The organism is Candidatus Devosia phytovorans (assembly GCA_029202405.1).
In the GTDB taxonomy this organism is placed as follows: Bacteria; Pseudomonadota; Alphaproteobacteria; order Rhizobiales; family Devosiaceae; genus Devosia; species Devosia phytovorans.
In genome coordinates, this window is the sequence record CP119312.1 from 1,293,146 (window position 1) to 1,314,161 (window position 21,016).

General features: G+C 63.8%; 20 protein-coding genes. 7 read left to right on the forward strand and 13 right to left on the reverse strand.

Going from position 1 to position 21,016, the window contains the following annotated elements; translation table 11 throughout:
• Positions 1 to 4 precede the first annotated feature (4 nt).
• Genes lpxD through P0Y65_06645 form a run of 4 tightly spaced genes read left to right on the forward strand, consistent with a single transcriptional unit; the run spans position 5 to position 3,463 of the window.
• Positions 5 to 1,033, forward strand: coding sequence for a UDP-3-O-(3-hydroxymyristoyl)glucosamine N-acyltransferase (lpxD, locus tag P0Y65_06630; protein ID WEK05925.1), 1,029 nt, complete (start codon positions 5 to 7; stop codon positions 1,031 to 1,033).
• Positions 1,030 to 1,506 carry a 3-hydroxyacyl-ACP dehydratase FabZ gene (fabZ, locus tag P0Y65_06635; protein ID WEK05926.1) on the forward strand — a complete coding sequence of 159 codons (477 nt, stop codon included), beginning with the start codon at positions 1,030 to 1,032 and terminating at the stop codon, positions 1,504 to 1,506. Before lpxD ends, fabZ begins: the two co-directional genes overlap by 4 nt.
• Positions 1,503 to 2,318: an acyl-ACP--UDP-N-acetylglucosamine O-acyltransferase gene (gene lpxA, locus P0Y65_06640; GenBank protein WEK05927.1), complete on the forward strand. Its 816-nt coding sequence runs from the start codon at positions 1,503 to 1,505 to the stop codon at positions 2,316 to 2,318. The genes fabZ and lpxA overlap by 4 nt, the downstream gene beginning before the upstream one ends.
• Positions 2,315 to 3,463 carry a lipid-A-disaccharide synthase gene (locus tag P0Y65_06645; GenBank protein ID WEK05928.1) on the forward strand — a complete coding sequence of 383 codons (1,149 nt, stop codon included), beginning with the start codon at positions 2,315 to 2,317 and terminating at the stop codon, positions 3,461 to 3,463. The genes lpxA and P0Y65_06645 overlap by 4 nt, the downstream gene beginning before the upstream one ends.
• Here P0Y65_06645 and gltA read toward each other — a convergent pair.
• Both gltA and gltX read right to left on the reverse strand, forming a co-directional pair.
• Complete coding sequence (gltA, locus tag P0Y65_06650; protein ID WEK05929.1) at positions 3,439 to 4,728, reverse strand: citrate synthase; 1,290 nt, start codon at positions 4,726 to 4,728, stop codon at positions 3,439 to 3,441. The two genes, P0Y65_06645 and gltA, sit on opposite strands and share 25 nt — an antisense overlap.
• Before the next feature lie 147 nt (positions 4,729 to 4,875).
• Positions 4,876 to 6,297, reverse strand: a complete 1,422-nt coding sequence (gltX, locus tag P0Y65_06655; protein WEK06745.1) for a glutamate--tRNA ligase — start codon at positions 6,295 to 6,297, stop codon at positions 4,876 to 4,878.
• Between the two features lie 218 nt (positions 6,298 to 6,515).
• On the opposite strand from gltX, the gene P0Y65_06660 reads away from it, so the two are divergent.
• Positions 6,516 to 8,486 carry a ComEC/Rec2 family competence protein gene (locus P0Y65_06660; GenBank protein WEK05930.1) on the forward strand — a complete coding sequence of 657 codons (1,971 nt, stop codon included), beginning with the start codon at positions 6,516 to 6,518 and terminating at the stop codon, positions 8,484 to 8,486.
• On the opposite strand, the gene P0Y65_06665 is transcribed toward P0Y65_06660, so the two are convergent.
• Genes P0Y65_06665 through P0Y65_06680 form a run of 4 tightly spaced genes read right to left on the reverse strand, consistent with a single transcriptional unit; the run spans position 8,455 to position 12,842 of the window.
• Positions 8,455 to 10,413 (reverse strand): beta-galactosidase, encoded by a 1,959-nt coding sequence (locus P0Y65_06665; GenBank protein ID WEK05931.1) that lies wholly within the window; start codon positions 10,411 to 10,413, stop codon positions 8,455 to 8,457. The genes P0Y65_06660 and P0Y65_06665 overlap by 32 nt on opposite strands.
• Before the next feature lie 11 nt (positions 10,414 to 10,424).
• Positions 10,425 to 11,303, reverse strand: a complete 879-nt coding sequence (locus tag P0Y65_06670; GenBank protein ID WEK05932.1) for an SMP-30/gluconolactonase/LRE family protein — start codon at positions 11,301 to 11,303, stop codon at positions 10,425 to 10,427.
• A complete protein-coding gene (locus P0Y65_06675) occupies positions 11,300 to 11,911 on the reverse strand; it encodes a 2-dehydro-3-deoxy-6-phosphogalactonate aldolase (protein WEK05933.1) in 612 nt (203 codons plus the stop codon). The genes P0Y65_06670 and P0Y65_06675 overlap by 4 nt, the downstream gene beginning before the upstream one ends.
• A 13-nt stretch (positions 11,912 to 11,924) precedes the next feature.
• The gene (locus P0Y65_06680; protein WEK05934.1) at positions 11,925 to 12,842 is read right to left on the reverse strand and encodes a 2-dehydro-3-deoxygalactonokinase; all 918 of its coding nucleotides are present in this window, start codon (positions 12,840 to 12,842) and stop codon (positions 11,925 to 11,927) included.
• Positions 12,843 to 13,129: 287 nt separating this feature from the next.
• Here P0Y65_06680 and P0Y65_06685 point away from each other — a divergent pair, with 287 nt between their 5' ends.
• Both P0Y65_06685 and P0Y65_06690 read left to right on the forward strand, forming a co-directional pair.
• Positions 13,130 to 14,938 carry a dihydroxy-acid dehydratase family protein gene (locus P0Y65_06685; GenBank protein ID WEK05935.1) on the forward strand — a complete coding sequence of 603 codons (1,809 nt, stop codon included), beginning with the start codon at positions 13,130 to 13,132 and terminating at the stop codon, positions 14,936 to 14,938.
• A gap of 65 nt (positions 14,939 to 15,003) precedes the next feature.
• Positions 15,004 to 15,369 (forward strand): GFA family protein, encoded by a 366-nt coding sequence (locus P0Y65_06690; GenBank protein ID WEK05936.1) that lies wholly within the window; start codon positions 15,004 to 15,006, stop codon positions 15,367 to 15,369.
• 96 nt (positions 15,370 to 15,465) lie between these two features.
• Here the strand turns inward: P0Y65_06690 and P0Y65_06695 are convergent, their stop codons facing one another.
• From P0Y65_06695 to P0Y65_06725, 7 genes are all read right to left on the reverse strand, one after another.
• Positions 15,466 to 15,672: a cold-shock protein gene (locus P0Y65_06695; GenBank protein WEK06746.1), complete on the reverse strand. Its 207-nt coding sequence runs from the start codon at positions 15,670 to 15,672 to the stop codon at positions 15,466 to 15,468.
• A 380-nt stretch (positions 15,673 to 16,052) separates the two neighbouring features.
• Positions 16,053 to 16,769, reverse strand: coding sequence for a transcriptional repressor LexA (gene lexA, locus P0Y65_06700; GenBank protein WEK05937.1), 717 nt, complete (start codon positions 16,767 to 16,769; stop codon positions 16,053 to 16,055).
• A gap of 107 nt (positions 16,770 to 16,876) precedes the next feature.
• Positions 16,877 to 18,079: a molybdopterin molybdotransferase MoeA gene (locus P0Y65_06705; GenBank protein WEK05938.1), complete on the reverse strand. Its 1,203-nt coding sequence runs from the start codon at positions 18,077 to 18,079 to the stop codon at positions 16,877 to 16,879.
• The gene (moaC, locus tag P0Y65_06710; GenBank protein WEK05939.1) at positions 18,076 to 18,552 is read right to left on the reverse strand and encodes a cyclic pyranopterin monophosphate synthase MoaC; all 477 of its coding nucleotides are present in this window, start codon (positions 18,550 to 18,552) and stop codon (positions 18,076 to 18,078) included. Before moaC ends, P0Y65_06705 begins: the two co-directional genes overlap by 4 nt.
• Positions 18,552 to 19,364: an indole-3-glycerol phosphate synthase TrpC gene (trpC, locus tag P0Y65_06715; GenBank protein WEK05940.1), complete on the reverse strand. Its 813-nt coding sequence runs from the start codon at positions 19,362 to 19,364 to the stop codon at positions 18,552 to 18,554. The genes moaC and trpC overlap by 1 nt, the downstream gene beginning before the upstream one ends.
• Complete coding sequence (gene trpD, locus P0Y65_06720; GenBank protein ID WEK05941.1) at positions 19,361 to 20,380, reverse strand: anthranilate phosphoribosyltransferase; 1,020 nt, start codon at positions 20,378 to 20,380, stop codon at positions 19,361 to 19,363. The genes trpC and trpD overlap by 4 nt, the downstream gene beginning before the upstream one ends.
• Complete coding sequence (locus P0Y65_06725; GenBank protein WEK05942.1) at positions 20,380 to 20,979, reverse strand: aminodeoxychorismate/anthranilate synthase component II; 600 nt, start codon at positions 20,977 to 20,979, stop codon at positions 20,380 to 20,382. Before P0Y65_06725 ends, trpD begins: the two co-directional genes overlap by 1 nt.
• Positions 20,980 to 21,016: the final 37 nt, after the last annotated feature.

Sequence of the window (21,016 nt, forward strand, 5' to 3'; positions counted from 1 at the left end):
TCGAATGGTCGACACCCGTTTCCATCCCTTTGCCGGCCCCTTTTCGATCTCCAGCATCCTTTCTGCGCTCAAGCGCGATGACCTGCTGGCCGGGTTGAGCGGGGCAGAGCTTTCCATCTCGGGCGCCTGCGAGCTCGATATGGCAGGCCCCGGCGAAATCGGCCTTGCGGCCCATGCCAATTACATCGAAGAGCTGCGCGCGACCGCTGCCGGCGCCGTTATCGTGCTGCCGGCCCTGCGCGACGCCGTACCGGAAGGCGCCGTGGCGATCGTCACCGACAAGCCGCATCTGCTCTTCGTCGACATCCTTGATCTGCTTTATCCGTCCAACACCCGCTCGGTCCTGGCCGGTGGCCGTGCTGACCTGGGCGCGCCGATTTTCGAGCGTGACGTGGTCACCGGCTCGAATGTGGTGATCGGCGCTGGCGTCGAAATCGGGCGTGGTACGGTGATCGGCGCCAATACCGTCATCGGGGCAGGGGTCACCATCGGGCGCAACAGCACGATCGGGCCCAATGTCACGATCGACTGCGCCCATATCGGCAATGAGGTCACCATTCATTCCGGCGTGCGCATCGGCACGGAAGGCTTCGGCTGGCTTGACCATGGTCGTTCCAACCGCAAGGTGCCCCAGCTCGGCCGCGTGCTGCTGCAGGATCGCGTCGAGGTCGGCGCCAATACCACCATCGACCGTGGCGCCCTTGGCGACACCATGATCGGCGAGGGAACCAAGATCGATAACCTCGTGCAGATCGGGCACAACTGCAAGATTGGCCGCGGTTGCCTGATCGCGGCCATGAGCGGACTGGCTGGTTCAACGACGCTGGAAGACGGCGTGCTGATGGGCGGCAATTCGGCGTCGTCAGGACACCTGACCATTGGCGCGGGCACCGTGGTGCATGCGCGGGGCGCCGTCACCAAGGACTGGCCGCCCGGCAGCAAGCTTGCCGGTGCTCCGGCCGTCGATATAAGAGATCACTGGCGAGAACTCGCCACTTTGCGGAAACTATCCAAAGGGGACAAGCGGGGATGACCGACAGCGCAACAGAGAGCACTGAACTCTCGGCCATGAGCCTGGGCGAAATCTTGCAGAGCCTGCCGCATCGTTATCCGTTCCTGATGATCGACAAGATCGTCGGGATCAACGGCGACGAGTCGGCGGTCGGCATCAAGAACATCACCTATAACGAGCCGATCTTTCAGGGCCATTTTCCTGAAAACCCGATCTTTCCGGGCGTGCTGATCATCGAGGGCATGGCGCAGACCGCCGGCGCCATCGTGATCAAGTTCGAAGCGGGCACGGGCAAGAAGAACATCGTGCTGATGCTGGGCATCGACAAGGCCAAGTTCCGCAAGCCCGCCGTTCCGGGCGACGTGCTCGAATTCCATATTTCCAAGATCCAGCGCCGCCGCAATGTCGGCCGCTACCAGGCCCGGGCCATGGTGGGTGACACGCTGATCGCCGAGGCCGAAATCTCGGCCATGATCGTCGAGGCCAATTCGTGAGCGATACCGTCGTTCATCCTTCGGCCATCGTTGCGCCCGGCGCCCAGCTGGGCAAGGGCGTCAAGATCGGGCCGTATTCCATCGTCGGGGAGAATGTCGTCCTGGGCGACAATGTCGAGCTGATCTCGCATGCCGTCGTCGAGGGCCGCACCAGCATTGGCGCCGATAGCCGGATTTTTCCTTTCGCCTCGGTCGGGCATCAGCCGCAGGACCTGAAATTCCACGGCGAGGCATCGCGCGTCGAGATCGGCGAGCGCTGCACGATCCGTGAATCGGTCACCATCAATCCGGGTACCGAGGGCGGCGGCATGCTGACCAAGATCGGTGACGATTGCCTGCTGATGGCCTGTTCGCATGTCGCCCATGACGCGCGCGTTGGCAATAATGTGGTGCTGGCCAACTATGTCGGCATCGCTGGCCACGCCATCGTCGGTGACCATGTCCGCTTCGGCGGCATCTGCGCCGTGCACCAGTTCGTGCGCATCGGCGAGCATGCCTTCATCGGCGCGCATAGCATGGTCGATGCCGACGTCATTCCCTATGGCCTGGCCGTCGGCAATCGCGCGCGGCTGGCGGGGCTCAATCTCGTCGGCCTCAAGCGCCGCGGCTTCGAGCGGGAATCGATCCATCGCCTGCGCGCGGCCTATCGGCAGATCTTTGCCAGCGAAGGCACCCTGCGCGAACGCGTCGAGGATGCGGCCGAGCTGTTCAAGGGTGACCGGCTGGTGCAGGACGTGGTGGCCTTTATTGCCGCCGCATCGGACCGCCCGATCCTTCTGCCGCGCAGCGTAGACCTCGAAGACAGCCAATGAGCGAGCCGGACCGGCTCAGGCTGTTCATCCTGGCCGGTGAGCCTTCGGGCGACCGCATTGCCGCCGATCTGATCCGTCGCCTCAAGGCGCGAGTGCATCTGGGTTTCATCGGCGTCGGTGGGCAGGAGATGCAGGCCGAGGGTCTGAAGTCGCTGTTTCCGATGAGCGATCTCGCCGTCATGGGCATCACCGACGTGCTGATGCGCCTGCCGCTGCTGTTGTGGCGCGTCGAGCAGACGGCTCGGACGATCCGCAAGGCCAATCCGGACATCGTCGTCCTCGTCGACTCGCAGGACTTTTCCAAGCTGGTCGCCAAGCGGGCCAAAAAGCTCGGCCACAAGGGCAAGCTGATTCTTTATGTGGCGCCCACTGTCTGGGCCCGCGCACCGCAGCGCGCCGCCAGGCTCAAGCCGCTGTTCGAGGAAGTACTCGCGGTGCTGCCCTTCGAGCCCGCCGTCATGACCGAACTCGGCGGTCCGCAAACCCACTATGTCGGCCATCCGGCCCTCGGCGAGCGCATTGTTCGCGACTCGTCCGATCGTGGCCCGCTGGTCCTGCTGCCCGGCAGCCGCGATGGAGAGTTGCGCCGGCATCTGCCGTTGTTCCGTCAGGTCGTAGAGCAGATCGGCACTCATCCGGCCGTTGATGGCGTGGTCATCCCGACGCTTTCGGCCCTCAAACCCCGCATCGAGCGCGAGACGGCCGACTGGCCCGTGCCGGTCACCGTCGTTGCCGATCGCGCGGCGCGGGGCGAGCTTTACCGCTATGCCCTGATGGCGCTCGCCGTCTCGGGCACGGCGACGCTTGAACTGGCGCTGGCCCAGGTGCCCATGGTCGTCAGCTATGTGCTCGATGGTCCCCAGGCCAAGGCCTATGACAAGCTCGGCCGTCCGCCGGTCTCGCTGCCCAATATCATCCTCGACCGTCCCCTGGTGCAGGAACTGGTGCAGTCAGCGCCCGATGCCGCTGCCCTGACCGCCGCGGTGCGTGAACTGCTGGACAGTAAAAAAGCCCGCCAGGACCAGATAGTGGCCTTTGGCGAGCTTGGTGACTTGATGGAGCAGGGGGCCGAAGGCCATCCCCGTCAGGACCCGGCGGACCGGGTCCTTTCTCATTGGGATCAGCGGACGCTGATCGGCTCGTAGTCGCGGGCCGGCGATCCATCATAAAGCTGGCGCGGGCGACCGATCTTCTTCTGCGGATCGGCGATCATTTCCTTCCACTGACTGATCCAGCCAACGGTGCGGGCGACCGAGAACAGCACGGTGAACATCGAGGTCGGGAACCCGATCGCCTCGAGGATGATGCCCGAGTAGAAGTCGACGTTCGGATAGAGCTTGCGCTCGACGAAGTAGGGGTCTTCCAGGGCAATCTTTTCGAGTTCCTGCGCAACCTGCAGCGTCGGATTGTTGTGCACGCCGAGCAGGTCGAGCACTTCCTTGGCCGTCTGCTGCATCACGGTCGCGCGCGGGTCGAAGTTCTTGTAGACGCGGTGACCAAAGCCCATCAGCTTGAAGCTGTCGGACTTGTCCTTGGCGCGGGCGATATACTCGGGAATGCGGTCGACGGTGCCGATTTCCTTGAGCATGTTGAGCGCTGCTTCATTGGCGCCGCCATGGGCCGGGCCCCAGAGGCAGGCAACGCCGGCTGCGATACAGGCAAAGGGATTGGCGTCGGAGGAACCGGCCAGGCGCACGGTCGAGGTCGACGCGTTCTGCTCGTGATCGGCATGCAGGGTGAAGATCAGGTCCATCGCCTTGGCGATGGTCGGGTTCACCTTGTAGTTTTCGGCCGGAACCGAGAAGCACATGTGCAGGAAGTTCGACGCGTAATCGAGATCATTGCGCGGATAGACGAAGGGCTGGCCGACCGAATATTTGTAGGCCATGGCGGCGATCGTCGGCATCTTGGCGATCATGCGGATCGAGGCGATCTCGCGCTGCTGGGAATCGGTGATGTCAGTCGAGTCATGGTAGAAGGCAGCCATGGCGCCGACGACGCCGGTCATGATGGCCATCGGATGCGCATCGCGGCGGAAGCCACGATAGAAATAATGCATCTGCTCATGCACCATGGTGTGGCGCGTCACCAGTTCCTCGAACTCGGCCAGCTGGGTCTTGTTCGGCAGCTCGCCGTAGAGCAGCAGGTAGCAGACTTCGATATAGGTGCTCTTTTCGGAGAGCTGTTCGATCGGATAGCCGCGATACAGCAGCTCGCCCTTGTCGCCATCGATATAGGTGATCGCGCTCTCGCAAGCAGCCGTCGAAGTGAAGCCAGGGTCATAGGTGAACATGCCGGTCTTGGCATAGAGCGATCGGATGTCGATCACATCCGGACCAACGGAACCCGACAGCACGGGAAGTTCGTGCGTCTGGTCCCCGATGACGAGTTTGGCGACTTTTTCGGTCATTGAGCTCTCCTCGGAGGCCCCTTTCCTGACGGCGAAAATGCGGTCGGCGGGGCGAAATATTGGGCAGTTACAGCTGCTTTGGACAGGTATCGCTTTTACCCGCCCGAAGCAACCAATGGGTAAGCAAGGCTTACCCTCCGAATGGCACTAGACAGTGCCGGTCTGATCGTCGAGGCGGGCCATTGCTTCGTCGCGGCCGATCAGCACCATAACCTCAAAAATGCCCGGCGAAACAGTGCGTCCGGTGAGGGCCGCGCGCAGGGGCTGGGCCAGCTTGCCCAGCTTCAATCCCTTGGCTTCTGCCAGGGTGCGCATGGCGCCATCGATGGCCGGGACGGTCCACTCGTTGAGGCCACGCAGGATTTCCGCCATGTCCTTGAGGACAGCGCGGGTTTCGTCGGTCAGCAGGGCCGCCGCAGCGGCATCGATAGCAAGCGGGCGTGACGCGTAGATGAACTGGGCCAGGTCAATCAGTTCCAGCACGGTCTTGGCGCGCGGCTGCAATTCCGGGATGGCGGCCAGTACCGTCGCCTCGTTGGCGCGGAGGCCATCGACATCGGCAGTGCGGCCGACTTCGGCGGCGGTATCGACCATCACCTTGTAGAGATAGTCGGGCTTGGCTTCGCGGATATAATGGCCGTTGATATTCTCGAGCTTGACGAAATCGAAGCGCGCCGCGCCCTTGTTGAGGCCTTCGAGGCTGAACCATTCGACCATCTGGTCGGTCGAGAAGATCTCGTCATCGCCATGGCTCCAGCCGAGGCGAGCGAGATAATTGCGCAGCGCCTCAGGCAGATAGCCCATCTGGCGATAGGCCTCGACGCCCAGCGCGCCATGGCGCTTGGAGAGCTTGGCGCCATCCGGGCCGTGGATCAGCGGGATATGGGCCATCTCGGGCACCGTCCAGCCCATGGCCTGGTAGATAATGATCTGGCGGGCGGCATTGGTCAGGTGGTCGTCGCCGCGGATGATGTGGGTGACGCCCATGTCGTGATCGTCGACGACGACGGCATGCATATAGGTCGGGGTACCGTCCGAGCGCAGAATGATGAAGTCGTCGAGGTTCTCTGTCTTGAACACGACCTTGCCCTGGACGTGGTCGTCGACGACGATATCGCCGCTCAGCGGGGCCTTGATGCGGACCACGGGGGAGACGCCGGCCGGCGCTTCGCTGGGGTCGCGGTCGCGCCAGTAACCGTTGTAGCGCGGGGGTTTACCGGCGGCGCGGGCCTCTTCACGCATCTGGTCGAGCTCGGCGGGCGAGCAGTAGCAGTAGTAGGCGTGGCCCATCTTGACCAGCTCATGGGCGACTTCGGCATGGCGGGCAGCGCGGCCGAACTGGCTAATCGGCTCGCCATCCCAATGCAGGCCGAGCCACTTCAGGCCGTCGACCAAGGCCACGACAGCGGCTTCGGTGGAGCGTTCGCGGTCGGTGTCCTCGATGCGCAGCAGCATCTTGCCGCCCTTGTTCTGAGCGTAAGCCCATGAGAACAAAGCGGTTCTTGCTCCGCCGATATGGAGGTAGCCGGTGGGCGAAGGGGCGAAGCGGGTGACGACCTGGGACATGATACCGGAATGCTTGGAGGATTTTGGAGCCGTGTGTAGCATAGAGCGGCACGAGCGCAAGGGCGGGGGCTGGGGCGGTGCAGGACGCGGAGACACGCGAGCGTGACGCCGGGACGGCAGAGGTCCCGCTGGCGCCGGCTTTTTCTCCGAAGCTTCCGCAGTTTAGTGCTACCCGGACCGTCTCGGGACGCGATGCTGCGACGTCGCGCCGGATCTTTGTATTGCTCCCCTTTGCCATGATCGGCGGCCTTGTTGCCTATGCCTCGCTGCCGGTGGAGCCAGAGACCTGGGCCATGGGGTCGGTTGGCGTGGCGCTGCTGGTGGGCATTGGCCTGCTCTGGCAGACAAGCATGCTGGACGACTTCTTGCTGATTGTGTTTTTCTGGCTGGGCCTCTGCCTGTTGCCGCTGCATGGGGCCTTTTTCGGCACGGAGATGCTGGCGCGTCCCGCCTTCGGAACTTACGAGGCGCGAGTCGACGAGGTGCTGTCGGCCAATGCCGAGGCGCAGCGTGTCGTCATCTCCGGTCTGGTCCCGGTTGCCGATGCGCGGGCCGTGCCGATCGCCAGGGCGCGCCTCGTCGTGCCGGGTGAGACGGCGCTGGCGCCGGGCGATGTGATCCGGGCGAGCATGCGGCTGGCGCCGGTGCCGGGTCCGATCCTGCCGGGCGCCTATGACGGACAGTTCCATTCCTATTTTTCCGGCATTGGCGCCTATGGCAATGTGACCGGGGATTTCGAACTGTTGCGACAGGGCGAGTTCGACCTGACCCGGGCGATGGAGGGCATGCGGTCGGCGATCGGGTTGCGGATCGACGCGGTGCTCGATGCGCACTCGGCGGCGATCGGGCGGGCCATGGTGATGGGCGACCAGAGCGGAATCGATGACGAGACGCGCGACGTCATGGCGGCGGCGGGGCTGGCGCATGTCTATTCGATCTCGGGGTTGCATCTGTCGATCGTCGCAGGCGGGCTCTATTTTCTGCTGCGACTGGGCATGGCGTCGGTCCCGGGCATTGCGCTGCGCTGGCCGATCAAGAAGATCGCGGCGCTGGGCGGCATCCTAGCGGCGGCCTTCTACCTATTGCTGGCGGGTGGGTTCAACAATGTGCCGGCCCTGCGCTCGACCATCATGCTGGGCCTGGTCTTTGGCGCCGTGCTGGCCGGGCGGCGGGCGCTGACCATGCGCAATGTGGCCATTGCCGCGCTGGCGATCATCGTCATTGATCCGGCCAGCGTCTTCCGCGCCAGTTTCCAGCTGTCCTTTGCTGCCGTGGTGGCGCTGATCGGGGTCTACGAAATGCCGCGCAAGCCCTTCGAGGGGGAACGCAGCTGGGGTGGACGGCTCTGGGGCACGATCTGGGCCACGGCGCTGACCAGCTTCATCGCCGGCACGGCGACCCTGCTGTTCTCGGCCTATCACTTCCAGCAGACGGCACCGCTTGGCGTGCTGGGCAATGTGCTGGTGCTGCCGGTGGTGAGCCTTGTCATCATGCCCTTCGCCGTGCTGTCGGTGCTGGCCATGCCATTTGGCGTTGAAGCGCCCTTTGTGGCAGTAATGGGCTGGGGGATCGACCGGATGGTCGACGGTGCCGTTCTGGTCGCCGGCTGGAGCCAGGGTTGGACCGGTAACCCGCTGCTGACGCATTGGGCGTTGGTCATCGGGCTTGCCGCGCTGGCCTGGTTCGCCTTCGTCAACAATTGGTGGCGGCTGGCCGGGCCAGTCGTGGCACTTCCCTTGATCCTGCTTTTCGGGCTGGACCAACGGCCCGATATTCTCGTCGCAGACACGACGCAGGCCGTTGCGCTGCGCCAGGCGGATGGCCATGGCCTGGTCAGTGGCAAGGCCGACAGCTTTGCTGTCGAAGTCTGGAGCGACCATTATCAGGAAGTTTTCGCCGAAGGCTTCGCCGGCGCGCGCTGCGATAGCCTCGGCTGTATTGCGCAGACCGAGCGCTTTTCCGTCGCGGTGATCCGCAATGCGGCGGCCTTTGCCGAAGATTGCGGCTTGCATGATCTGATCATCGCCCGCGTCAGGGCGCCCAGGAGCTGTGTGGGCGGGCAGGTGGTGGACGCCGATGACCTGGCCGCAGGCGGCGTGCACTGGCTGGCATGGGACGAGGCGGCGGCGCGGTTCGAAATCCGCACCGCCATTCCCAATCTCAGCCGGCCGTGGCGAGTTTTGCCACCGTGACGCCGGCAGCGGTCAGCTCGGCCGTGCCCAGCACATAGCCGCTCTCGTCGGTGGCGGGATTGAGCGTCGCCGGGCCGGCACCATAGTTCACATAGACGCGGAAGCCCGCGCGGGTGCGGCAACGGACGCCGGCTGGCAGGTTGATCGTGGGCAGGTCGGCCTCCTCGATCAACTGGTCCACCACGCGCTGGATCAGCGCCTTCGAGCCGCTGGCGCCGAGATAGTAGAGCTTGCCCTGGTTGACCAGCACCGGCCAGCCATCGACATCCTCGATGACCACATTGGCCCGCGTCTCCAGCCGCTCGCGCCAGTGATGGATCGACCCGCTGCCACGCACTTCCACGTCGATGGACGGATCGATGCTGTCCACGCGCATGACCTTGACGTCGAGCAGGTTGCTCGGCAGATCGGGCGCAAGGTTGGCGGGAATGGAAAAATCCTGCGTCTTGGAGCCGGAGCGCGGGCCAATGAGCAGGTGGCCCTCAAAATCGGCGATGGCCGATCGCAGGTCGTCGTTCCAGGCAAAGAGCGCGGGAATGGCAACCACGTCATAGCCGGCAAAGCTTTTCGTGCTGGGCGGCAGGATGTCGATATCGACGCCATGCTTGCGGAAAGCGGCATAGAGCCCGCGGACATGGGCGCTATGGGTGAAACCCTTCGCCTGTGGCTGGATCTGCCAGGCCCATTCGCTCTGATAGTCAAAGACCAGCGCCACGCGCGCCTTGCCGACCATGCCGCTGAGATCGAGTGTCTTGAGTTCCTGCGCCACCTGGCTGGCCTCGTGATAAGCCGGCGCTGGCTCGCGGTCGGGCCGCATCAGGCCGGCATGCATCTGTTCTTGCGCAAAGGGCGCCTGGCGCCAGCGGAAATAGGTGACGACCTCTGCGCCATGGGAGAAAGCCTCCCAGGCCCAGAGGCGGGCCATGCCGGGCAGGGGATCGGGATTGAACTGGGCCCAGTTCACCGGGCCGGGCTGCTGCTCCATGATCCACCAGCGGCCATGGCCGACGGCGCGATAGAGATCGTGGTGGAAGGCGGCATTGTCCGGATCACCCTGGCGCATGTAGAGGTGCTTGGTTTCTTCGGGCTCGTCGCTGACGGCGAGATGGCCGAGCGGATAGGAATCCCAGCTGGCGATGTCGAGCGTCTCGGCCACGTCGTAGTGGTCGAAATCGGTGGTCCGGCTCATGAAATTATGGATGACCGGCAGATCGGGGCGGATCGACTTGAGGATGTCGAACTGCACCCTGTTGAATGCGGCGACCTGATCGGAGGCATAGCGGCGGAAGTCGAGGCCATGGGCCGGCGCGGCTTCGGTCACCAGAAGGTTTGGCAGCTCGACCTGGTCGAAGCGATTGTATTCCATCGACCAGAAGACATTGCCCCAGGCCTGGTTGAGCGCATCGACGGTGTCGTATTTCTGCTGCAGCCAGAGCTGGAAGCCTTCTTTCGCCGCCGGCGAATAGGAATAGGTCGTGTCGTGGCAGCCATATTCGTTGTCGGTCTGCCAGGCGCCCAGCGCCGGATGCTGGCCGACGGCCTCGGCCAGCAGGCGCGTGATGCGGCCAGCTTCCTCGCGATAGGGCAGGTGGCTGAAATCATAGTGGCGGCGCGAGCCAAAGCCCTTGCGCTTGCCGTTGAGATCGACCGCCAGCATGTCGGGATGCTTGTCTACCATCCAGCGCGGCGGGGTCGCCGTCGGCGTGCCGACCACGACCTTGATGCCATGGCGATGGAAGACATCCATGGCGCGGATGATCCAGTCGAAATGCAGCTCGCCCGGCGTCGGCTCGAAGCGCGACCAGGCAAATTCACCGATGCGCACCCAGGCAATGCCGACCTCGGCCATGCGGGCGGCGTCGGCCTCCCACCAGTCCTCGGGCCAATGTTCAGGATAGTAACAGACGCCGAGGCTGGGAGAGATCATGTAACAGGCTTTCAGAGAGCGATACGGGCTTCGGGCTGGCCGGCCACGTCGAGGTCCACGGCGAAGAGACTGCCGGCATGCTTTTCGGCAGCAAGCTGATCTTCGCTGAGGTTCTTGGCGGCGGTGGTGATGAAAAGGGTTTTCAGATCCTTGCCGCCAAAGGCGGGGCAGGTGACCTGGCTCACCGGCACCTGGATCACGCGGTCCACCGAGCCATCGGGTGCATGGCGCACGACGCAGGAGCCGCCCCAGCGGGCGTTCCAGAGATAGCCCTCGCTATCGACCACGGCGCCATCGGGATAGCCGGGGCCATCCGAAACGTCGGCAAATAGCGTCCATTCGCCGATGGGCAGGCCGGTCGCCGGATCGGTCGCGACCTGCATGATCTTTTGGGTCGGCGTATCGGTCCAATAGGCGATCTTGCCATCGGGCGAGAAGCAGGTGGCATTGGGGATCTGGACGGGCGACTTCAGCGTGGTCAGCACGTCATTGCGGAAATGATAGAGCGAGCCCGAGTGTTGGTCCTCATCGGCGCGATCCATGGTGCCGATCCAGAAGGCGCCGGATGGATGCACGCGACTGTCATTGCCGCGGGTATTGGCCCTGTCGGCCTCGATCTCGTTGATGCGGTTCATGCCGCCGGTGGCGATATCGAAATGCTTGAGCCCGGTGTCGGTGACCAGCACCAGCGTGTCATCGTCATGGATGGCGACGGCCGCGACGTTTTCGTTGAACAGCCAGCTGTCGGCGATCTCGCCGTCGGCGGTTACGGCGAAGAGCGTCTGCTCGTTGATGTCGAGGAAGAAGAGCTGCTGGCGGCCGTCATGCCAGACCGGGCCTTCGCCGAGCTGGCACTGCGAATCAAGAAGGAGGCGGGCGGTCTGGCTCATTTGCTCTGCCCCGCATCATAGGCGGCAACAGCCGTGGCGGCGCGCTCGGCCACGTCGGCGGCGGTCATGCCGGGCTTGTAGATGAAGGTGCCCAGGCCAAAGCCGGTGCAGCCGGCGGCAAAATATTCGCTGAAATTATCCGGATTGGCGCCGCCCACGGCATAGACCGGGATTTCGGGCGGCAGCACCGCCTTCATCGCCTTGATGCCCTTGGGGCCCAGCACTTCGGCCGGGAAGAATTTGAGGCCCGTGGCGCCGGCCTTGATGGCGCGGAAGGCGTCGGTGGGGGTGAAGACGCCGGGATAGGACAGCATCTGCAGGCGGACGGTCTCTTCGATGACCTGCTTGTTGGTATCGGGCGAGACGATAAAGGTGCCGCCCGCGTCGGAAACGGCCCAGACCTGCTTCTTGGAGAGCACCGTGCCGGCGCCGATGGCAGCCGCATCGCTCAGCGAATTGGAGGCCAGCGCAATCGAGGTCAGCGCGTCGGGCGAATTGAGCGGCACTTCGATCATGGTGATGCCGGCGGCAATCAGCGCCTGGCAGACGTCGACGGTTTCGGGCGGGGTAATGCCACGCAGGATGGCGATGAGGTGACGGTGTTCCATTGTGAACTCCAAACTATAGGGCAAAGCTGCGCGCGGCCTTGAGGCCGGCGAGCACGATTTCGGTGGCATCTTTGGGCGCGCCGCTGGCGCCGGCCATGGCCAGCACCTGGGCATAGAGCGCGCAAAGCGCAGGCGAGCCGATCAATGGCACGGCACTGGTGCCGATCAGATGACGGTTGCTGCCCACTTCGGTTCCAATGAGCAGCCCCGAAAGATAGCCGGCGCACCAGTCGGGCTGGCGGCCCGAGAGCAGCGAACCGGCGCGGACCTGGAACAGGGTGCCCAGCAATTGCTCGGGATGGGCCAGACCAGCCTCGGCGCCGGCGACAAAACCTTCGGCGCGGCCGGGACCATCGAGCTCGCCGGTGAGCGAATGGCGCAGCACGGAATGGGTCTTCAGCAGTTCGAACATTTCCCCGGTCATGGCGGTGGAGAAATGCTCGATACGCGTGCCCGAAAGCTGGGCCCATTTCGAATGGGTGCCGGGCATGCAGACCATGCCGGAATAGCCCGGATTGAGCGCGGCAAGGCCCAGCAACTGGGTCTCTTCACCGCGCATGACATTGTCTGCGCCGGCCTTTTGGCAGACGCCAGGCAGGATGGCAGCGGTAATGCGAGGGTTACCGGTGTCGGGGCGAACGGCGCCTTCGAGCAGGCCGCGCAGATCGGTCGGCGCTTCGAGATAGGGCGCTTCGAGCCAGCCCTGACGGGCGCCCGCCATGCCGCAGATCAACACGTCCAGCGTACTAGACGTGCCAGTGACGCCATCGAGCAGCTCACCCAGCGCTGCGGGAAATTCTTCGCGTGTCAGCTTGCCCATGCCCTTGGGCGAGGACTTTTCGAACAGCACCGAACCATCGGCGGCCATGCCCCAGCCGCGGAGGTTCGAGGTCCCCCAGTCAACCGCAACCCAGTCTACACTCGTCGTCACAAATATCCCCTCACGCGGCTGCTTCGTCGCGGCGCGACCCTAATGGCTCGCTGTTGTTTCAGCCAGTCCGATTCTGCAGTCCGTGCCAGCCATACCTGTCGGCAAAGCGGTTGTCCGGTCCCCTCGTTTGGTAAGATTTCTGCGGCTTTGGGGCGGTCGAGCGTGGCAAATTGACCACGCTTTCCATTTGTATGATTTTTTGTGCGGAAGGGCATTCACATGGGCGATAGCCATGTTAGAACGAGTCCAACGTGGACGCGTGTCCGCGACGACAAGAGGAACATCACATGACGGCAGGTAACGCCGGTTCGGCCCCCAAGAAGCTGCGTTCGCGCGCTTGGTTCGACAATCCGGACAACCCGGACATGACTGCGCTCTATCTCGAGCGCTACATGAATTTTGGTGTGTCGCGCGAAGAGCTGCAGTCGAACAAGCCGATCATCGGCATTGCCCAGACCGGCTCGGACCTCAGCCCCTGCAACCGTCATCATATCGTGCTCGCCGAGCGCGTGCGCGAAGGCATCCGCGAGGCGGGCGGCATTGCCATCGAGTTCCCGGTGCATCCGATTCAGGAAACCGGCAAGCGCCCGACGGCGGGCCTCGACCGGAACCTCGCCTATCTCGGTCTCGTCGAAGTGCTTTACGGCTATCCGCTGGATGGCGTGGTGCTGACCATTGGTTGCGACAAGACCACGCCGGCCATGCTGATGGGTGCGGCAACGGTCAATATTCCGGCCATCGCGCTGTCGGTTGGGCCGATGCTCAATGGCTGGCACAAGGGCGAGCGCACCGGTTCGGGCACGATCGTCTGGAAGGCGCGCCAGATGATGGCAGCCGGCGAGATCGACTATGCCCAGTTCATCGAACTGGTGGCCTCCTCGGCGCCGTCGACCGGTTATTGCAACACCATGGGCACGGCCACCACGATGAATTCGCTGGCCGAGTCGCTGGGCATGCAGCTGCCGGGTTCGGCCGCCATTCCGGCGCCCTATCGCGATCGCCAGGAAATGGCCTATCGCACCGGCAAGCGCATCGTCGACATGGTGCATGAGGACCTCAAGCCCTCCGACATCCTGACCAAGGACAATTTCATCAACACGATCGTCGTCAACTCGGCGATCGGTGGCTCGACCAATGCGCCGATCCATATCCAGGCCATCGCCAAGCATATCGGCGTCGAGCTGGAACTGCAGGATTTCCAGACCCACGGCCACAAGGTGCCGCTGCTGGTGAACCTGCAGCCGGCGGGCGAATATCTGGGTGAGGATTATTACCATGCCGGCGGCGTGCCGGCGGTGGTCAACGAGCTGATGAGCCAGGGCCTGATCCGCGAGAACGCACCCACCGTCAACGGCAAGTCGATCGGTGAGAATTGCCGCAATACGACGATCCAGGACGACAAGGTCATCCGCCGTTTCGACAATCCGCTCAAGACCGATGCGGGCTTCCTCGTGCTGCGCGGCAACCTCTTCGACAATGCGATCATGAAGACCAGCGTGATCTCCTCGGAATTCCGCGATCGCTATCTCAACAACCCCGAGAGCCCCGGTGCCTTCGAGGGCAAGGCGGTGGTGTTCGACGGGCCGGAGGACTATCACCACCGGATCGACGATCCGTCGCTCGATATCGACGAGAACACGCTGCTGTTCATGCGCGGCGCGGGCCCGATCGGCTATCCAGGCGCGGCGGAAGTGGTGAACATGCGGCCGCCGGCCTATCTGATCAAGAAAGGCGTGCACGCGCTGGCCTGTATCGGCGATGGCCGCCAGTCGGGCACCTCGGGTTCGCCTTCCATCCTCAATGCTTCTCCGGAAGCGGCGGCGGGCGGCAATCTGGCCATCCTGCAAACGGGCGACCGGGTGCGGATCGACCTCAACAAGGGCCAGGCCAATATCCTGGTCTCGGACGAGGAAATCGCCACCCGCCGCACGGCATTGGAAGCCTCGGGCGGCTACAAGTTCCCCAAGCACCAGACGCCATGGCAGGAAATCCAGCGCGGCCTCGTTGGCCAGCTGGGCGACGGCGCCATTCTCAAGCCCGCCGAGAAGTATCAGCGCATCGCCCAGACCGAAGGCCTGCCGCGCGACAATCACTGATCTCATGCGTTACCACTATCGGGGCCCGCCAGTTGGCGGGCCCTTTTCGTTTTGGAGGACGGAATTTGAGCGAAAAGCCGATAGCGAGCTGCCATTGCGGGCGGGTGACGATCACCCTGCCCAGGGCGCCCGAGGTGGTGGTGGAATGCAATTGCAGCCTGTGCCGGCGCTATGGCGTGCTGTGGACCTATTTCGAGGACAGTGAGCTCGGCGGTCTGCCATCGGCGGGCGAGACGCAGACCTATGCCTGGAATGGCAAGCATGTGGATTTCCACCGCTGCAGCAGTTGCGGCTGCGTGACCCATTGGGCACCGCGGGCCGCCTCGCGCCATACGATCGGCATCAATGCGCGGCTACTCGATCCCGAACTGGTTGCAGCGGCACGGCTGCGCCACAAGGATGGGGCCGGCTCGGGCAAGTATCTCGACTAGATCGAGGCAACACAGACAACAAAAAACCACCGCGACGGATCGCGGTGGTTTCTCGGCGAGCGGCGTCGAAACGCGCTCGCTTCAGTCCTGATGCTACTAGAGCAGGGTCAGGTTGGTTGCCGATTCCTTGCCGTCACGGCCGGTTTCGACTTCATAGGTCACCTTGTCGTTCTCGTAGAGGCCCTGCAGGCCCGAACGCTGAACGGCGGAGATGTGGACGAAGGCATCCTTGCCGCCGTTGTCGGGCGAAATGAAGCCGTAGCCCTTGGTGGTGTTGAAGAATTTGACGGTGCCGTTGATCAGGGACATGTGTATTTCCTTTGCTCATATTCGAGCGGTTATCCATTGGCACAATGCCAAGGGGACATAACGTTCGCATGATAGAGCAGGAGCCACAGACCGGAGAACCGGCAGCAGGCAGCCGACTTAGGCTGAAAACGTATGGGATATATGTGGCACGGAACGAAGGCCTAGGCAAGGTCTTGCACGACAATGACTTTTGCAGACGTATTCAGGGCAAGTAAGCTGAAGGCGAAGACTGCGGCGCTGCTGCAGATCTGCAGCGCCGACTGGTCAAGCAGCAGTCATACTCGGCCATCAGCCGATAACGAACAGACGATGTGGCCGCACCCGATAGAAAAAGCCCGGCCACATGATGTGGGGCCGGGCTTGTCAAGTGAGTTTCAGTACTTCCGCAGCAGGCCGACCAGGCGCCCCTGGACCTTGACGCGGTCGGGCGGGAAGATGCGGGTTTCGTAGGCCGGATTGGCCGCTTCCAGCGCCACGGTATTGCCCTTGCGGCGCAGCCGCTTGAGGGTGGCTTCCTCGTCGTCGACCAAAGCCACGATGATCTCGCCGGTGGAGGCCTGTTCCTGCTTCTTGATGAGGACGGTGTCGCCATCGAAAATGCCGGCATCGATCATCGAGTCACCACGCACCTCGAGCGCATAATGCTCACCGGCGCCGAGCATTTCGGGCGGCACGAGAATGGTGTGGGAATGGGTCTGGATCGCCTCGATCGGCGTACCGGCAGCGATGCGGCCCATGACGGGGATCGAGACCGGGCGAACATAATCTTCGTTCTGGGTGGTGACGCGCGAGGGCGGCGAGGCCACCTTGCCCAGATTGCCTTCGATGACCGACGGCTCGAAGCGCGCCTTGCGGCCGCCGAGCGAGGGGTTCATCGAATCCGGGAGCTTGACCACTTCAAGCGCGCGGGCCCGGTTGGGCAGGCGGCGAATGAAGCCGCGTTCCTCGAGCGCGGTAATCAGGCGATGGATGCCCGACTTGGACGCGAGATCAAGCGCATCCTTCATTTCATCGAAGCTGGGTGGGATGCCGCTTTCCTTCATCCGCTCGTGGATGAACATCAGCAACTCGTGTTGTTTGCGCGTGAGCATGGACCCCTCGGGGACAGAATCGGAACGTAGGCAGAACGAAGATAGCTGTTCTAGTTATGTTCTGCAATATCCCCGCGCAAAGAGAGAGATAGGCCTGATCTATACTGTCAGAAGCCGTCAAGCGGGATGGCGTCGACCACGGTGCCGGCTGGCTGGCCCGGGTCGTGCTCGGGCTGGACGATCAGCATGTCCGCCGTCGCCAGCGACGACGTATGGCCGCTGTCGGTCTGGGAAATCGGCTGCAGCTGGAGGCCATCCTTGGTCTGGATCAGATGGGCACGCATGAAATGACGGCGGGCCGTGTTGGGCGGTGTCGGGCCGGCAAGCGGCAGGCGCCAGAGGGCGGGTTCGGGAAAGCCGACCCATTGGCGCAGGGCCGGGCGGATGAAGACCATGGCGGTCACCATGGCCGAAACGGGATTGCCGGGCAGGCCAAACACCAGCGTCTTGCCGCGCGTGCCGAACATCAGCGGCTTGCCGGGGCGCATGTTGATGCGCCAGAAATCGAGCGTCACGCCCATCTCGAGCAGGAGTTCCTGGACGATATCGTGGTCGCCGACGCTGGCGCCACCGGTGGTGATGACGATGTCCGGCTCGCCAGCAAAGATTTCCTGCAGCTTGCCGCGCAGGTCCTCGCGCGTGTCGCGGGCAATGCCGTGGTCGGTGACCGTCTCGGCATAGGGCATCAGCAGGGGGCGCAGCCCGAAACTGTTGGACGCGACGATCTGGTCCGGACCGAGCGCCGCGCCGGGCAGCACCAGTTCGTCGCCGGTAGCCAAAAGCGCAATGCGCGGGCGCTTGGCTACCTGCAGGGTTGCGGCGTTACCGGCGGCGGCCACGGCGAGCTGCATGGGCGCGAGCCGCGTGCCCGCTTCGATGAGAACCTGGCCTCTGGCAAAATCATTGCCGCGCGGCCTGACGCTGTGGCCGAGACGGGCAGGGGCAGTGAAAGAGATGAAATCGCCGTCGGCGACGGCCTCTTCCTGCATGATGACGGTATCGGCGCCTTCCGGCAGCGGCGCGCCGGTGAAGATGCGGACGGCTTGGCCGGAGCCGACAGTGCCATAATAGCCAGCGCCGGCCTGGGACATGCCGACGAGTTTGAGCTTGTGGCCCTCCACCACATCGGCGGCGCGCATGGCATAGCCGTCCATGGCGCTGGCATGGAAGGGGGGCTGATCATGCGTGGCAGTGACGGGCGTCAGCAGCACGCGGCCGGCGGCCTCCGACAGCGCGACGGTTTCTGCGACCGGGGCCGGAACACGGTTCAGGATCGCCGCTATGGCGTCTTCGACGGGGAGTAGGTTCATGAGCGGGTGAAATCGCCGGACTTGCCGCCCGATTTTTCCAGCACGGCAATATCGGTGATGGTCATGGCGCGGTCGATCGCCTTGGCCATGTCGTAGAGCGTGAGTGCTGCCGTCGAGGCGGCGACCAGCGCTTCCATTTCGACGCCGGTCTGGCCGGTGGTTTCCGCCGTCGCCTCGATCAGGATCGCAGTCTCGCCGTCGCCCTCGATGCCCACGCTGACCTTGGTCAGCGGGATCGGGTGGCACAGCGGAATGAGCTCGGAGGTTTTCTTGGCGGCCATGATGCCGGCCACCCGGGCAACGGCCAGGGCGTCGCCCTTCTTGAGGCCGCCGCCGAGAATGGTGGCAATGGTATCGGCTTGCCCGAGGATTCGCGCCTGCGCCACGGCGCGGCGACGTGTAACCGCCTTGTCACCGATATCGACGATATGGGCTTCGCCCCGTTCGTTGAGATGAGTGAGTTTTTCAGCCATCAGCGGGCAATGGCCGGTTCGCCCTGCAGCAGGGCACGGGTCGCGGCTTCCACATCGGCCTGACGCATCAGCGACTCGCCGACGAGGAAAGTGCCGATCTGGGCGCGCTGCTCGAGCATGCGAACATGGTCGTGGTTGACGATGCCGCTTTCGCTGACCAGCAGGATATTGCGGGGCAGCCCGACGGCGAGGTTCACCGAGGTTTCGAGCGTCGTTTCGAAAGTGCGCAGGTTGCGATTGTTGATGCCGATGAATTCGGCGCCCAGCGCCAGGGCGCGGTCGAGCTCGAGCTGGTCGTGCACTTCCACCAGCGCATCCATGCCCCATTCCTCGGCGGCATCGAGCAGGTAGCGCGCGACATCATCGCCCACAGCGGCGAGAATGACCAAGATGCAATCGGCACCCCAGGCGCGGGCCTCGGCGACCTGATAGGTCTCGAACAGAAAATCCTTGCGCAGCACCGGCAGCCTGGTCGCTGCGCGCGCCTCGATGAGATAGCTGGGAGAGCCCTGAAAGCTGGGACGGTCGGTGAGCACGGACAGGCAGGCGGCGCCGGCCATTTCATAAGAGCGAGCGATTTCGGCCGGGTTGAAGTCGGCGCGGATCAGGCCCTTGGAGGGGCTGGCCTTTTTCACCTCGGCAATGAGGGCAAACTTGCCCGCGGCGCGCTTGGCCCTGATCGACTTGATGAAGCCGCGCGGCGCGGGCTGGTCATGGGCCTGGGCGACCACTTCGGCCCAGGGGCGCATGGCCTTGGCGGCGGCGATTTCCTCGCGCTTATAGGCTTCGATCTGCTTGAGGATATCGGTCATTTCTCTCGTCCGTTCGATACCGCCACGAGGCGGGCGAGTGTCTGTTTGGCCTTGCCGGCGTCGAGCGTGTCGCGCGCCAGGGCAATGCCATCTTCGATCGTGGTGACCTTGTCGGCCACCAGCAGGGCTGCGCCGGCATTGAGCAGCACGGTGTCACGATAGGCGCCGGGGGCACCGTCGAACAAGGCCACGATGGCCGCAGCATTGTCAGCCGGTTCACCGCCAAGCAGGTCGCTGGGATCGGTGAGCTTGAGGCCGACCTGTTCGGGATGCAGTTCAAAGCTGCGCAGGTCACCCCCGGCGATCTGGGCGACGAAATTGGGGCCGGAGGTGGAAAGTTCGTCGAGGCCTTCGCTGGAATGGACGACCCAGGCCTTGATGGCGCGATTAGCAAGAAGAGCGGCCGCAACCGGCTCGACCCATTGCTGGGAATAGACGCCCAACAGATAGCGGCGCACGCCGGCCGGATTGGACTGCGGTCCAAGCAGGTTGAACAGCGTCCGCACGCCAAGTTCGGCGCGGGCGGGGCCAACGTGGCGCATGGCCGGATGGTGGCTGGGCGCGAACATGAAGCCGATACCGGCCCCGGCAATGGTTGCCGCGATCTCGTCGGGCGTCAGGTCGAGCTTGACGCCAAGGGCTTCGAGCGCCTGCGAGGAGCCAGATTTCGAGGAGAGCGCCTTGTTGCCATGCTTGGCGACCGGTACGCCGGCGGCTGCGACGAGGATCGCCGTGGCCGTGGATATATTGAGGCTGCCGACGCCGTCGCCGCCCGTGCCGACGATGTCGATGGCGTCGTCGGGCGCGGTGACCGGCACCATCTGCTCGCGCAGGATCGAGACGGCCGCGGCGATCTCGCCAACGCTCTCGCCCTTGATGCGCATGCCCATCAGGAAGGCACCAATCTGGCTGGCGGTCGCTTCACCGGCCATGATGATGCGCATCACCGAGCGCATTTCCTCGCCGGTCAGGTCACGATTGTCGGCGATCTTGTTGAGGGCCTGCTTGATGTCCATCACGCAGCCTTCCGTGCGTTGAAGTCGCGGGCGATGTTGAGGAAGTTCTGCAGCAATGCATGGCCGTTTTCGCTGGCAATGCTCTCGGGGTGGAACTGCACGCCGTGCAGCGGCAGGCTCTTGTGCTGCATGCCCATGATCAGGCCATCGTCGGTCGAGGCTGTGATTTCCAGCACGTCGGGGAGGGTATCCTCCTTGACGATCAGGCTGTGATAACGCGTTGCCTCGAAATGATTGTTGAGGCCGCGAAACAGCCCCTTGCCGGTGTGGTTGATCTTGCTGGTTTTGCCATGCACGAGATGGGGTGCGCGGATCACATCCCCGCCCATGGCCTGGCCGATGGCCTGATGGCCGAGGCAGACGCCCAGGATTGGCGTCGTCGCCGCAAAGCGCTCGATCAGACCAAGGCAGATGCCGGCTTCGTTGGGCGTGGCCGGGCCGGGCGAGAGCAGCACGGCTTCGGGGGCCATGGCGGCGACCTCGTCGAGCGTGATCTTGTCATTGCGCACGACGGTGATGTCGGCGCCCAGTTCGCCCAGGAAATGGACGAGATTGTAGGTAAAGCTGTCGTAATTATCGATGACGAGCGTGCGGGTCATATCTGGCTCCAGCGCGGCTAGGGGACGGTTCAGGCGA

Bases quoted from the DNA above. Each gene is read 5' to 3' on its own strand.
- lpxD (WEK05925.1), top strand. From the start codon at position 5: ATGGTCGACACCCGTTTCCATCCCTTTGCCGGCCCCTTTTCGATCTCC.
- fabZ (WEK05926.1), top strand. From the start codon at position 1,030: ATGACCGACAGCGCAACAGAGAGCACTGAACTCTCGGCCATGAGCCTG.
- P0Y65_06645 (WEK05928.1), top strand. From the start codon at position 2,315: ATGAGCGAGCCGGACCGGCTCAGGCTGTTCATCCTGGCCGGTGAGCCT.
- gltA (WEK05929.1), bottom strand. From the start codon at position 4,728: ATGACCGAAAAAGTCGCCAAACTCGTCATCGGGGACCAGACGCACGAA.
- P0Y65_06665 (WEK05931.1), bottom strand. From the start codon at position 10,413: ATGATCTCTCCCAGCCTCGGCGTCTGTTACTATCCTGAACATTGGCCC.
- P0Y65_06670 (WEK05932.1), bottom strand. From the start codon at position 11,303: ATGAGCCAGACCGCCCGCCTCCTTCTTGATTCGCAGTGCCAGCTCGGC.
- P0Y65_06675 (WEK05933.1), bottom strand. From the start codon at position 11,911: ATGGAACACCGTCACCTCATCGCCATCCTGCGTGGCATTACCCCGCCC.
- P0Y65_06685 (WEK05935.1), top strand. From the start codon at position 13,130: ATGACGGCAGGTAACGCCGGTTCGGCCCCCAAGAAGCTGCGTTCGCGC.
- lexA (WEK05937.1), bottom strand. From the start codon at position 16,769: ATGCTCACGCGCAAACAACACGAGTTGCTGATGTTCATCCACGAGCGG.
- P0Y65_06705 (WEK05938.1), bottom strand. From the start codon at position 18,079: ATGAACCTACTCCCCGTCGAAGACGCCATAGCGGCGATCCTGAACCGT.
- moaC (WEK05939.1), bottom strand. From the start codon at position 18,552: ATGGCTGAAAAACTCACTCATCTCAACGAACGGGGCGAAGCCCATATC.
- trpC (WEK05940.1), bottom strand. From the start codon at position 19,364: ATGACCGATATCCTCAAGCAGATCGAAGCCTATAAGCGCGAGGAAATC.
- trpD (WEK05941.1), bottom strand. From the start codon at position 20,380: ATGGACATCAAGCAGGCCCTCAACAAGATCGCCGACAATCGTGACCTG.
- P0Y65_06725 (WEK05942.1), bottom strand. From the start codon at position 20,979: ATGACCCGCACGCTCGTCATCGATAATTACGACAGCTTTACCTACAAT.